At 46.5% G+C, this 13,839-nt stretch carries 11 protein-coding genes; all 11 read left to right on the top strand.

The features are described from left to right. Window positions 1-11: 11 nt before the first annotated feature. The 11 genes from ACTF5U_RS04430 (at window position 12) to accA (ending at window position 13,836) form a co-directional block, all read left to right on the top strand. Window positions 12-845: a hypothetical protein gene (locus ACTF5U_RS04430; protein WP_438970434.1), complete on the top strand. Its 834-nt coding sequence runs from the start codon at window positions 12-14 to the stop codon at window positions 843-845. Further along, on the top strand, window positions 842-1,858 hold the full coding sequence (locus tag ACTF5U_RS04425) for a vWA domain-containing protein (RefSeq protein ID WP_438970433.1): 1,017 nt from the start codon (window positions 842-844) through the stop codon (window positions 1,856-1,858). The genes ACTF5U_RS04430 and ACTF5U_RS04425 overlap by 4 nt, the downstream gene beginning before the upstream one ends. Beyond that, a complete protein-coding gene (locus ACTF5U_RS04420) occupies window positions 1,851-2,390 on the top strand; it encodes an MxaK protein (protein ID WP_438970432.1) in 540 nt (179 codons plus the stop codon). The genes ACTF5U_RS04425 and ACTF5U_RS04420 overlap by 8 nt, the downstream gene beginning before the upstream one ends. Then, window positions 2,387-3,322, top strand: a complete 936-nt coding sequence (locus ACTF5U_RS04415) for a VWA domain-containing protein (RefSeq protein WP_438970431.1) — start codon at window positions 2,387-2,389, stop codon at window positions 3,320-3,322. Before ACTF5U_RS04420 ends, ACTF5U_RS04415 begins: the two co-directional genes overlap by 4 nt. 168 nt (window positions 3,323-3,490) lie before the next feature. Continuing rightward, complete coding sequence (locus tag ACTF5U_RS04410) at window positions 3,491-4,378, top strand: vWA domain-containing protein (RefSeq protein ID WP_438970430.1); 888 nt, start codon at window positions 3,491-3,493, stop codon at window positions 4,376-4,378. Window positions 4,379-4,450: 72 nt separating this feature from the next. Then, complete coding sequence (locus ACTF5U_RS04405; protein WP_438970429.1) at window positions 4,451-4,948, top strand: L,D-transpeptidase family protein; 498 nt, start codon at window positions 4,451-4,453, stop codon at window positions 4,946-4,948. Window positions 4,949-4,959: 11 nt separating this feature from the next. After that, on the top strand, window positions 4,960-6,009 hold the full coding sequence (nagZ, locus tag ACTF5U_RS04400) for a beta-N-acetylhexosaminidase (RefSeq protein ID WP_438970428.1): 1,050 nt from the start codon (window positions 4,960-4,962) through the stop codon (window positions 6,007-6,009). Further along, window positions 6,006-7,760, top strand: coding sequence for a mechanosensitive ion channel family protein (locus ACTF5U_RS04395; RefSeq protein WP_438970427.1), 1,755 nt, complete (start codon window positions 6,006-6,008; stop codon window positions 7,758-7,760). The genes nagZ and ACTF5U_RS04395 overlap by 4 nt, the downstream gene beginning before the upstream one ends. A 31-nt stretch (window positions 7,761-7,791) precedes the next feature. Continuing rightward, window positions 7,792-11,277, top strand: a complete 3,486-nt coding sequence (gene dnaE, locus ACTF5U_RS04390; RefSeq protein ID WP_438970426.1) for a DNA polymerase III subunit alpha — start codon at window positions 7,792-7,794, stop codon at window positions 11,275-11,277. Window positions 11,278-11,719: 442 nt separating this feature from the next. Continuing rightward, window positions 11,720-12,823, top strand: a complete 1,104-nt coding sequence (locus tag ACTF5U_RS04385; RefSeq protein WP_438970425.1) for a PilT/PilU family type 4a pilus ATPase — start codon at window positions 11,720-11,722, stop codon at window positions 12,821-12,823. A gap of 56 nt (window positions 12,824-12,879) precedes the next feature. Continuing rightward, entirely contained in the window at window positions 12,880-13,836 is a 957-nt protein-coding gene (accA, locus tag ACTF5U_RS04380; protein WP_438970424.1) for an acetyl-CoA carboxylase carboxyl transferase subunit alpha, read from the top strand. Window positions 13,837-13,839: the final 3 nt, after the last annotated feature.

Raw genomic sequence — 13,839 nt, 5'->3', positions numbered from 1 at the left:
GGATGCATACGATGCGTTTTTTAGCCCTGTTCTTAACTTTATTATCGTTACCGGTTTATGCGGTAGATACCAAAATCACCTTGGACCGTAGTTGGGGCCTGTTGATTGGTGATCAAATTACCGCTTCTATTGAATTACCTGTCGCTGTGTCAGACCTTGACGCACACTCCTTACCACAGCATGACAAACGCTATGGGCACTGGCTGTATTTATATGACAGTGAAATGGCAGGCCAGCAGATGCAGCTTCACTTCCAGATTATTAATGTACCCGCTGAAAACCGGCAAGTGGCGACACCTGAATTACAGTTACGTACTAAAGAAGGTGAGTTTATTACGGTCCCTTCAGTGCCGATGCAAATTGGTTCTTTCCTCGGGCAGAAGGACACGCAGGATAACCTCAATCCACGCGGTGATATCAGCTTGCAGCCGCAGAGTAATGAGGCACTGACTTTACGTCTATGGGTTTCTTTTGTCGTTTTGCTGGTGGCGGTTTTAATCTGGTTGATTTGGCACTTTGGTTTTCGCCCTCGTGAGCGATTGCCCTTTGCTACCGCTATGTTCGAGCTTAATAAAATGCGACTTCTCGGACGTAAGGATGCGGACAATGCCAGCCGAAGTTTGCATAAAGCGTTCAACCGCAGTGCAGGCAGGGTGGTCATTAATAGCCACCTCGACAAACTATGGGACAAATGTCCGTGGTTAGCACCCTTAGAGGCCGACATTGAAAGCTTTTACCAGCAATCGGCAGCCCATTTTTTCAGTCCTGATGGTGCTGAACAGAAAGATTTTTACCAGATTCTAGAGCTGGCTAAAGCTTGCCGGGCGAGGGAGCGAGTGGCATGACGCTATTGGGTCTGGAATGGTTTCAGCCATGGTTACTGGCCTTATTACCGCTAGCCTTATTACCATGGTTTAATCATAACCTCGACAAAACCGTTGCCTGGGTCAGTCTGGTCCCGACCGATCCCATGTCCAGACTGATCAGCATCCTATTGAAAGTGTTGTCATCATTAGTGATTGCTGCTTTATTACTGGCTTTAGCAGGACCCAATCTGCCTGAGCAGAAAGTGGAACGTGTTGGTGAGGGGGCTGAAATCGTCTTACTGTTGGACCGGAGCCGGAGTATGGATGCGCCTTTTGCTGTTAAAACACAGGCAGCAGTAATCAGTGTCGGCGGTGATGACTCCAAGCGAAACGTGGCGCGTGATTATCTGACTGAATTTGTGAAAAACCGCCCGGATGATCGGTTTGGGTTTGTGTTTTTCAGTACCAAGGCGATTAATTTGCTTCCCTTAACCTATGACAAAGAATCTATTCTCGCCACTATCAATGCCAATGCTTTAGGAAAAGGGTTGTCTGACACCAATATGGCGGAAGCTTTATTGAGTAGTGCCAGAATGTTTGAAGACCAGGCCTATCGCGGCTCACGTATTGTCCTGCTAGTGTCGGATGGTGGCCAGCAATTAAGTGATGAAGCCAAGGAACAAATCAGTCGGCTGTATAAAGACATGAACCTGAGTATCTACTGGATTTATCTGAAATCCAATCAGGAAATGAGTCTGCATGAAGGTGATAACGATAATCTGCTCTGGGTTGATATACCTGAACGGAAACTGCATAAGTTTTTCCAGTCTATCGGTGTGCCATATCGTGCGTTTGAGGCGGGATCATTAGAAGCGTTTGCGGAAGCATTAGCTGAAATTGACAGGCAGCATTATCAAACCTTGATTGTAGAAGAAACGCTACCGCACGAACCTAAATCTGATTTGTTGCTATGGATTGCGATGTTAGCAATGTTGTTATTGGCTGCATCCCACCTTTACACCTTCTGGGGAGTGAGAAAAGCCCATGAATAAATTTTTACTCAGTGCACGCTGGTTATTGAATTTGCTTATTATTTTAAGTGCGATCAGCCTGCTTGTTACATCAATGATGTTATGGCAAAAACAACAAGTCGATGCTTACATTGCTGATCCAACTTCGTTTGAAGAGGTGCCCGATGCGCCAGAGGCACAGTTTACGCATGCCATTCAGCTTGAGCGGAAAGGTGAACATGATCTGGCGTTAGATAAATGGACGCAGGTCTTAGGCATAAAAGATCCTGAGTTGTTACCCGCCGCTTATTACAATCGAGGCAACATCAATCTACGCGAAGCTTTATCCATGACTGCATCGGATGGTCGTCAGATACCATTGGTTGAATTAGCCAAGCAGGACTATCGCAGTGCATTGGCGATGCGTCCGGAGATGTGGGATGCACGCTATAACCTTGAGGTTGCATTACGCATGGTGTCGGAAGATCCGGCTAATACAGAAGACTTTGAAAAAAATGTGATCAGCAGTCAGCGTTCGATAGAGAGTAAGGGGTTTAAGGTAGACCTGCCATGATGTTGAGTTATCAGAAGCGTATTTTGCTGACAGCTGTAATTATGCTGACAGCACTCATACTGATTATGGCGGCTCTGTGGCTGCCTCAGGTACCACGTGATGTCAAAATCATGGATACCTTATTTGTGTTGGACATCACCGACAGTATGAACGTCCAAGATGCTGAACAGGATGGTGAGAAAGTAAGCCGTCTGACCTGGGCTAAAGACTTTACTCGTAAAACCATGTTGGAGATGCCCTGTGGTGCCCATGCAGGACTAGCGATATTCAGTGAATCAAGAAGTCTGATTCTGATGAATCCGGTCGAGGTCTGCTCGAGTTATCATGATCTGACGCAAATGCTGGAACAGATTGATCCGCATATGGCCTGGGCACGTTCCAGTGAGGTCTCTAAAGCGACGTATACGGCGATCCGTCAGGTTAAAAATATCGACCCTCAACCAACGATCGTGATGGTTACCGACGGACATGAGTCACCACCAATTCATGAATCTCTGTTTCCCAAATTTTCTGGAACACCGGGTGAGGTTCATGGTTTATTAGTAGGGGTGGGCGGCGAAGATCTGCTGCCGATACCTAAAACCAATGAAGCCGGTGAGATTGAAGGATTCTGGGAAGTGAATGATGTGATGCATCAGGATGTCTATGCCTCTATGCAGGCTGACACCACGGTTATCACCAATACGCCACGAACAGAACATTTATCATCTCAGAAGAAAGCGCATTTGGAAACGTTGGCAAATCGTGTGGGGTTTGCTTATGTTTCTTCACCGACCAAGCCTTCACAATTAGTTGAACAGATTCGTGATGAGTCGGAGACGCGCGAGCTGACGGTTGATTATGACTTATATGCCTGGCTGTCTGGCTTGGCGTTGATCTTAATCCTACTGGTTTATCTTCCCTATAGTTGGGTTGCAAAGACGGATGATTAAAATACAGCTTATCAGTCACACTTACCCGATATGTCGGGACTGAATTGGGCTTCTCCATTTCTTTTTTTGCTTTTACCTCTGGCTTTATTGCCATGGTTCAGTCACAACACTGAAAAAAGAGTAGCGTGGGATAAACTGCTCCCACAAGATCGTTTTTCAGCCGTCTTAATGATTCTTCATAAAGGGTTGGCGACTGCTGTTATAACCCTGTTAACACTGGCATTGGCGGGACCATTTACACCTGAACAGCAGGTTGAACGCTATCGTCAGGGTGCTGAATTTATCGTACTGCTGGATCGCAGCAGGAGCATGGATGAGATCTTTGCCCGACGTCCGTTAAACACTTTGTCGAGGGAGAGGGTGAAAATCCGCAGCAAACGTCGAGTCTCACGTGACTATCTTTTAGAGTTTGTGAAACGGCGTCCTGACGATCGTTTTGGTTATGTTCTGTTTAGTGATAAACCTACCGAAGTCTTGAGTCTGACCTATAACAAGGAAGCCATTCTGGCGACTGTGGAAGCCGGAGGGCTGGGTAAAGGTCTGTCAAAAACGAATATTTTCTCTGCTTTAAAGCTGGCAGCAGATATGTATGCCTGTGAAGATTATCGTGGTTCCCGAAATGTGTTGCTGATATCAGATGGTGGTCAGATTTTTACCGACCAACAGAAACTGTATTTGCAGCGAACGTATCCGAACATGAAACTCAACTTGTATTGGATTTATTTACGTTCGATGCGTGGCATGACTCTTGATAAAACTGCTGATGACAGTTTATTGTGGCTCGACATGCCTGAACGTAAATTACATTCTTTTTTTAAAAATCTCGAAGTGCCTTATCAGGCATTTGAGGCCGGGTCGATGGAAGAGTTTTCTGATGCGATTGATGAGATTGATCGGCAGCAATATCAAACCCTGATTGTAGAGGACACGATTCCGCACCAGTATCGCCATAACTGGTTTTTGTGGCCAGCCTTTTTGAGCCTGTTTTTACTTGCATTATCTCACCTGTATACGCTCTGGGGAGTAAGGCAAGCGCATCAGCCCAACCTCAAATAAATCACGTTTCACATTAACAGAGGTGCTTTGTTATTGTGCTAACAAAACTAATGCAGATCTTAACCATAATTTATGACGCAACAAACACCAACAACGTGGCTGGATATTTCGATTGCAGATCAACAGTGTCAGTTATGGCATAACGATCATGTCATATTCGTAGCGGCTGTCTCGACTGCACTGAACGGGGCGGGCGAACAAGAAGGAAGTGGTTGTACACCTCGTGGCTGGCATTACATTCGTGCCTGTATCGGTGAGGGTGAGCCAGTGAATTCAGTTTTTGTTGGCCGACGACCGACCGGTGAAATTTATAATTCTGATTTAGACCAACAATTTCCTGATAGAGATTGGATCTTAACTCGCATTCTCTGGCTCAGCGGCCTGGAAGTCGGGAAAAACCGATTGGGAAATGTTGATACAATGCGTCGATATATATACATCCATGGATGTCCGGATTCCCTGCCGATGGGGCAGGCACTGTCACATGGTTGTATCCGAATGCATAATCAGGATCTGCTGACTTTATTTGAACAGGTGAAACCTGGCCTGAAAGTCAGGATCCGTGAATAGGTTTCAAAACTATGACGTTAGGCCCGTTAATGGTCGATTTGCTCGGCACCAAGCTGAGTCCCGAAGAGCAGGATATTCTGCAACACCCGCTGGTTGGTGGTGTCATTTTATTCAGCCGCAATTTTGAATCTGCTGAACAAATTACTGCCCTCTGCCAGGATATTCACAAACTGCGTGAACCGCATCTTCTGATTTCAGTTGACCATGAAGGGGGAAGGGTGCAACGGTTTCGTCAGGACTTCACCCGACTTCCACCTGTGGGAGCTATCGGTAAAGACTACATGCAGCATCCAGAACGTGCTCTAGACAGGGCTGAGCAAACAGGCTGGCTAATGGCGGCAGAATTGCGTGCGGTTGGTGTTGATTTTAGTTTTGCCCCGGTGCTGGATCTTGATTACGGTGTCAGTGAAGTCATTGGTGATCGTGCTTTTCATCGCGACCCTAAAGCAGTTACCGATATTGCACGCGCCTATATTCATGGTATGAAACGCGCATGGATGTCAGCGGTGGGTAAGCATTTCCCCGGTCACGGAGCTGTCGAAGTTGATTCCCATGTAGGGCTACCCGTTGATAAGCGCCATCTGGAAGATATGTTGCAGGCAGACATGCTCCCGTTCAGACAACTCTGCCAGAAAGAGCTTGCTGGCATCATGCCTGCTCATATCGTTTATGAACAAAATGATGCCATGCCGGCAGGGTTTTCACGCTTCTGGTTGCAGGAAGTGCTGCGTGAACGTCTGGGCTTTCAGGGCGCTATTCTGAGCGATGATTTGAGTATGGAAGGCGCAGCCTTTATCGGCGGACCATTAGAAAGGGCCGAGGCTGCCTTATCAGCAGGGTGTGACATGGTGCTGGTATGCAATAATCCGGGCAGTGTCGTAAAGGTCATTGATGGTTTGAAAATAGACGCTGATCCACTTCGTCATGCGCGTCTGGTGCGATTGCATGGTCGTCATAGCCTGAGCAGAAATGAATTGTTCGCAAGTGCTGAGTGGAAACAGGCAACCAAGACTATTGCCGCGTATGCTCCGGACCCTGAAATGGAGTTAAATCTGGTATGACGAAAGTATATGTATTGTTCTTTAGCCTTTTACTTGCCACGGTAACGCATGCCGGTGTTTATTCTGCTGCGGCGGCAGAAAGTCAGAAAACAGCTAAAGGAACCAGCAGCTCTGAGACAAGTAGTCAGTCAGGTAAATTGCGAACCCCGCAGGCAACCGTAAAGCAATTTATCAGTGCTATGACGAAGTTCACCACCGGTGATGAGGAGTCAATCAAAACGGCTATAGATACGCTGGATTTATCTAAAGTTAGTCAGCTCATCCGTGACGAGCGTGGTCAGGAAACTGCCCGTTTATTATTTACCATCATACAACTGGCGGACATACCCCAATTTGCAGATATTCCATCTGAGACCGCTAAAGGCAGCTATGTATTATTCAGGAGTGAGCAGGGTAATATTGTTTTAAAACAGAATGAGCAAAAGAACTGGCTTTTCAGTAGTAAAACAGTAGATAAAGTACCTCTCATTTTTCAGGCTTTGACTGATAACCACACCATCGATACCAATGGTGACTCTGCCGTTACATTACCTACCAGTGTTCAGTTACGTTCTCAAATGCCTTCTGTGCTTAAGCAGGGATTTATTCTGGAATACTGGCAATGGTTAGGTTTGTTCCTGATCATCGTTTTGGGCTCTATTGCTGACAAAATTCTGGCCTGGGTGCTGAAATTCAATGTTGGTCGCTGGCAAAAAAAACATCCCTCATTTGAAACATTAGATAGCAATGTCTTACGTCCTTTGGGCCTTATGGCTATGGCGATAATCTGGTGGTCGGGTCTCAATATGCTGGGCTTACCGGATACTGCATTATTGATATTACTAGTGGCAGTGAAGGTGCTGGTGTCATTATCAGGGATATGGAGTGCATTCCGTGTCGTCGATATTTTTGATGCGTTATGGACCAACAAAGCTTTGCAAACCAGCAATAAGTTTGATGATCTGCTGGTGCCGATGATCAGCAAAAGCATGAAAGTGTTTGTTGTGGTGATTGGTATTGTTTTTGCCGCCGATAATTTAAATATTGATGTGACCAGTTTGCTTGCAGGTTTGGGCTTGGGTGGCCTCGCCTTTGCCTTAGCGGCTAAGGATCTTCTGGGCAACTTTTTTGGTTCTATTACTGTACTGCTGGATCGGCCGTTCAGCATTGGTGACTGGGTTGTCATCGGCGATATCGAGGGTATGGTCGAGGAGGTGGGGTTTCGCAGCACGCGAGTGCGAACGTTTTATAACTCACTGGTAACGATGCCTAACTCGATTCTGACGACGACTAAAATTGATAATATGGGCGCACGACGTTATCGGAGAATGAAAACGAATCTGGCGGTGACTTACGACACACCACCGGAACGTATTGATGCATTTTGTGAGGGCATTCGTAAGATTATTCAAATGCACCCCTACATGCGTAAAGATATGTATCAGGTCTATTTCAACGAATACGGTGCGGCTTCGCTGAATATTCTGGTGTATGTGTTCTGGGCAACGCCGGATTGGAACACGGAGCTGAGAGAACGGCATCGTTTCTTACTTGATGTCTTGCGTCTGGCTCGCCAGTTGGAAGTTGAATTTGCCTTCCCTACACAAACCCTTTATCTCAAGCGTGGCAATGTCACAGGGCCTGATGTGCAGTCGTTCAAACCCAATATGTCACAACAGGAAGCATTTGCACGAGGCCAAACAGAAGCCGAGTCCATCGTTACTCAGACCCTTGGGAGTGAAATCCCGGGCCCGGTTGAGTTTCCACGTTAATTGACAACATTCAGACAGGTTACGTTGTTACATGCCGAAACAGTTTGTTCATTTACATCTTCACACTGATTACTCATTAATCGATGGGTTAGTCAGGGTTAAACCGCTTGTTAAAGCGGTTGCTGATGCAGGTATGCCTGCCGTCGCTATTACAGATCAGCATAATTTATTTGCAGCCGTGAAAATGTTTAATGCAGCGATGCAGACGGGCGTAAAACCAATTCTGGGTGCCGATCTGCGTCTCAGGGACCCCGCAGATGCTAAAAGCAGTATTCGTTTTGTCTTGCTGTGCATGAACCTGGAAGGCTTTCATAATCTCTCACGGCTTTTATCCAGAGCGTATATGGAAGGTCAGCATCTCGGTGTGCCAATGATCGAGGCGGACTGGCTAGAGGGACAGTCAGGCGGCCTTATATGCTTATCAGGTGGTCGAGAGGGTGTTATTGGTAAGGCATTGCTCAACCATCAGAAAGAAGAAGTAGAACAGCAACTCACTTTTTGGCAAGGGTTGTTTCCGGACCGTTTTTATCTTGAATTGATTCGAACTGGCCGGGAAGATGAAGAACGTTTTCTTCGTTATGCAGTGGCACTGGCTGGAGAGAGACAGATCCCGGTTGTGGCATCAAATGATGTGCGTTTTCTGAAATCGGAGCAGTTTGAGGCGCATGAAGCTAAAGTTTGTATTCATGAGGGCCGCCAGCTTGATGATCCACGCAGGCCTCGAAATTACTCTGAGCATCAGTATCTGCGATCAGCTGAAGAGATGATCGCTTTGTTCAATGACATTCCGGAAGCGATTGATAATACCGTTGAAATTGCCAAGCGCTGTAATCTTGAATTAACGCTGGGTGAGCATTACCTGCCCGACTTTCCGGTTCCCGAGGGCATGACTATTGATGAGTTTTTTGCTGAAGAGTCATTCAAGGGATTGCAACAGCGACTGAACGTTTTATTTCCAGATGCTACCACTCGGGAAGCGAATAAAGCGCGATATGAAGAGCGGCTACAGATTGAGTTGGATGTCATCAACTCAATGGGCTTTCCCGGTTACTTTTTAATTGTTGCTGACTTTATTCAATGGGCTAAAAACAATGCTGTTCCAGTCGGGCCTGGACGGGGGTCCGGTGCCGGTTCGCTGGTGGCTTATGCACTTAATATTACGGATCTGGATCCGCTCGAGTATGACCTACTATTTGAACGCTTTCTCAATCCGGAGAGGGTATCCCTACCCGATTTTGACGTCGACTTCTGTATGGACGGTCGTGATCGCGTTATTGAGTATGTGTCACAGCACTATGGACGCGATCACGTATCACAGATCATTACCTTCGGAACCATGGCGGCTAAGGCCGTATTGCGTGATGTAGGCAGGGTATTAGGACATCCTTATGGGTTTGTTGATCAATTAGCCAAGCTGGTGCCATTTGAACTCAAAATGACCCTGACTAAGGCACTGGATCAAGAGCCCCTTCTAAAAGAACGGTATGAGAAGGAAGAGGAGGTCAAAACGCTAATTGACCTTGCACTGCAACTGGAAGGTCTGACGCGTAATGTCGGTAAACATGCCGGTGGTGTCGTTATCGCGCCGAAGAAGTTGACAGAGTACACGCCGCTTTACAGCGAACATAATGGTGCCGGTCTTGTTTCACAGTTTGATAAAGACGATGTTGAAAGTGTCGGCCTGGTCAAATTCGACTTTCTTGGTTTGAAGACTCTGACTGTCATTGACTGGGCGATGAATAATGTCAGAACGTTATTGTCTGAAGAAGAAGCCGCCAAAATTGATATTACTAACCTACCACTGGATGATAAACCAACCTTTGATTTGCTGAAACGTTGTGAAACAACAGCGGTATTTCAGCTTGAATCACGTGGCATGAAAGAGTTGGTTAAACGTCTGCAACCGGATAATTTTGAAGAAATTATTGCACTTGTTGCATTGTTCCGCCCTGGTCCATTGCAGTCAGGCATGGTCGATGACTTTGTTAACCGTAAACATGGTCGGGCCCGGGTTGATTATCCGCATCAGGATCTGGAACCGGTATTGAGTCCAACCTACGGGGTTATCGTCTATCAGGAACAGGTCATGCAGATCGCCCAGATTCTGGCTGGCTACAGTCTTGGTGGTGCCGATATGCTGCGCCGGGCAATGGGTAAGAAAAAGGCCGAAGAAATGGCGAAGCAACGTCAGATCTTTCTGGAAGGTGCTGCCGGTCGTAATATTGATGAGAAAGAAGCTGGGCCTATATTCGACCTGATGGAAAAATTTGCCGAGTACGGCTTTAATAAGTCTCACTCTGCGGCTTATGCCCTGGTTGCCTATCAGACCGCCTGGCTTAAAGCGCATTATCCATCAGCGTTCATGGCGGCTGTTTTATCAGCAGATATGGATAACACCGATAAGGTCGTGGGGCTGATCGATGAATGCCGTGATATGAAACTGACGGTGCTGCCACCTGATGTAAATCACAGCAAAATTAAATTCACCGTCGAAGACGACAGAACTATTCGATATGGTTTGGGTGCCATCAAAGGTGTCGGGGAGTCTGCTCTGGCCGGAATTGTGGCTGAGCGAGAGCAGGGCGAAGCGTTTGGGTCGCTGTTTGATTTCTGTCGGCGCGTGGATATGCGCAAAATCAATCGTCGCGTTATGGACTCGCTGGTCAAAGCGGGTGCCATGGATTCACTGGGTGGCCATCGCGGCAGTCTTGAAGCCAGTCTGACTAAGGCAATGCATATCGCTGATCAACACAGGCGTGATAAAGACAGTGGTCAAAATGATTTGTTTGGCCTCTCCCCCGGAAGTGATTCCGATAAAGAAGAACCGCTAGTGAATGCCGCCGAATGGGCAGAAGAACAGTTATTATTGGCGGAAAAAGAAACTCTGGGACTGTATCTGAGTGGTCACCCGATTGATCGCTACGAAGCGGAGCTTGCCGAGTTTATTCCCAAGAAAATTTCTGAATTGGATGCGCCTGAATCAAAAGGATATCAACGAAATGAGAAGCCTGTTCTGACAGCCGGACTGATTGTGGCGATTCGCACCATGAAATCAAAAAATGGTGGTCGCATGGCGTTCATAACGCTGGATGATCAAAGTGCGAGGCTGGAAGTCAGAGTATTTGCTGATGTTTACGATCAATATCAGAGCTTCATTCAACCCGATAAGTTAGTGGTGATTCAGGGGAAAATTGGGCAGGACAATTTCACAGGCGGTCTGGCTGGCACAGCAGAAAAAGTTTTCGATATCACTGGAGCCCGAGAGGCATTCGGCCAGGCATTGCAAATTAACATTGACAATAAAGAGCAGGCACAAGCCTGGGTCGAACAGTTAAAAACAACACTCAGTCCGTTCCGTGGGGGCGCTTTGGGACTGGAATTGATGTATCAGAATCAGACCGCAAAAGCGCTGCTCGATCTGGGTGATGATTGGCAGGTGACACCCAGTGATACCCTTATAAACCAATTAGCTACGCTGCCAGGAAACCTTGCCGTTACAATGCGGTACAAGTCCTGACGTTATAGGCGGTTTGGGTATCTGTAAAAGTAAGCCGGTTTCAGAAGATAACCCGATAGCTGCACTGGATGTTGTTTGGCTCGCATTAAGTTCGTAGCGAATCATCCAAACATTGCCCCATAGAAACAAACGGTTTCGTTTGAATAGTCTGTTCAATGTCGTCTTGCTAACTCGCTAATTTTGCCTTTTGACCAGGCTTTGCCGCGAAGACATTGATGAAAATACATTCAGATTCAGTTATCAGCGAACTTCCACAAGGAAATGATGCTGTCCCTGTTGAGGGGAGGTGATAAAACTTATCCACTGGCTGTAATAGTAGACAGGGTGGTTATAGCAGTTATTGCATGGGTAAGGACCTGTGCCAAAGACATTTCATTGGCACAAGTTTATCGTGTAGGATTAGACTCATTACTTCAAAGCACTCTATGGAGAGGACACTTACGTGGACATGACACCTTATTTCAGGCTGATGGCTGACAAAGAAGCCTCAGACATGTTCTTTTGTACAGGTACTGAACCGCACATCAAAATACAGGGTGTTATTCGGCCGGTAGGAACACAAAAGCTTGCTCCGGGCGATGTTAAAGATATGGCTTATTCGTTGATGGATGGGCAGCAGGCGAAAGAATTCGAAGAAACCATGGAAATGAACTTCGCCGTCCCTCTTAAAGGTGTTGGCCGGTTCCGGGTCAATATCTTCAAGCAACGCGGCGAATGTTCTATAGTCATTCGTTACATTAAAACCGATATTCCACATTTTGAAGACATGAACCTGCCCGCAATTTTAGGTGATATTGTTCAGGAGCAACGTGGCTTGATATTAGTGGTTGGTTCGACTGGTTCCGGTAAGTCAACAACCCTCGCATCGATGATTGGTCATCGAAACCGTAACTCCAGCTCTCATATTCTCACCATAGAAGACCCGCTTGAATTTGTGCATCATCATGAACGCTCTATCGTGCAGCAACGTGAAGTTGGTATCGATACCTTATCCTATGAAAATGCATTGAAAAATGCATTGCGTGAAGCGCCCGATGTCATTCTCATTGGTGAGATTCGTGATATGGAAACGATGAAACATGCCATAAACTACGCAGAAACAGGCCATTTATGTCTTGCCACGCTTCACTCGAATAATGCCAACCAAGCATTGGATCGTATCGTAAACTTTTTCCCGGAAACATTACATCGTCAATTATTAATGGATTTGTCGCTGAATCTACGCGCAATTGTATCTCAGCGCTTATTGCCGACGGTAGATGGCAGCGCACGCGTACCTGCAGTAGAAATCATGCTGAATTCGCCGTATGTAGCTGAACTTATCAATAAAGGTGAAATCGGCGGCATCAAGGATGCAATGAAAGAGACCAATGAACCGGGAACTATTACGTTTGATCAGGCACTGATAAAACTATTAAACGACGGTAAAATTACAGAACAAGAAGCGTTACGTAATGCAGACTCACGCAATGACTTGAGTCTTGCTATTCGCCTGGGTGAGGGGGCGATGGACGGTGACGACGACGACGAATTAATTCTCAACTAAGTTTTGCCCTGCGGCAACGTGTATAATCCGAAAAATTTGAATTTAAGGTAAACCTGATGCAGTTAAATTTCCTTGACTACGAACAGCCGATCGCTGAGCTGGAAGCCAAGATTGATGAGTTGCGTTACATGAGCAACGACAGTGACCTCAATATCACTGAAGAAATTCAAAAATTAAAGGAAAAAAGTGCGTCACTGACCAAGTCAATCTTTGCCTCACTGACGCCTTGGCAAGTAACGCAGATGGCGCGTCATCCTCAACGCCCCTACACACTGGATTACATCAACCACATCATCACCGACTTTGAAGAAATGCATGGTGACCGAACCTATGGTGATGATTCGGCTTTAGTGGCCGGTTTGGGTCGTTTAAATGGTCGCCCGGTCGCTGTGATTGGACACCAGAAAGGGCGTGATACAAAAGAAAAAGTTGCCCGGAATTTCGGCATGCCACGCCCGGAAGGCTACCGTAAAGCGCTGCGAATTATGAAAATGGCAGAACGTTTTGGTTTACCTGTTATTACATTTATTGATACGCCCGGCGCCTATCCTGGCATTGGTGCTGAAGAACGTGGTCAGAGTGAAGCGATTGCCCGTAACTTATTTGAAATGGCGCAATTAAAAACACCTATCATTAGTACAGTGATTGGCGAGGGTGGTTCTGGTGGTGCTCTGGCAGTTGGTGTCGCCGATCATCTAATGATGCTTGAGTACAGCATTTATTCTGTTATCTCGCCGGAAGGATGTGCGTCCATCTTATGGAAAAGTGCTGAAAAAGCTTCAGATGCCGCGGCAACACTGGGGGTCACTTCAAGTCGTCTCAAAGAACTCAAGCTTATTGATGAGATTGTTCCTGAACCGCTCGGTGGTGCTCATCGTGATGTTGAAACTATGGCGGCAGATGTGAAAAAATCGATTGAAGCCAAAATCAAAGAACTTGAGTCCGTATCCAGTGATAATTTAGTCAAGCGTCGTCAGCAACGTCTGCTGAGTTACGGCGAATTTGAGGGATAAGCG

This window comes from Methylophaga sp., from assembly GCF_965655755.1.
Lineage (GTDB): Bacteria > Pseudomonadota > Gammaproteobacteria > Nitrosococcales > Methylophagaceae > Methylophaga.
Note: the sequence above shows the minus strand (reverse complement) of the source record. Positions and strands in the feature narration are given on the sequence as shown.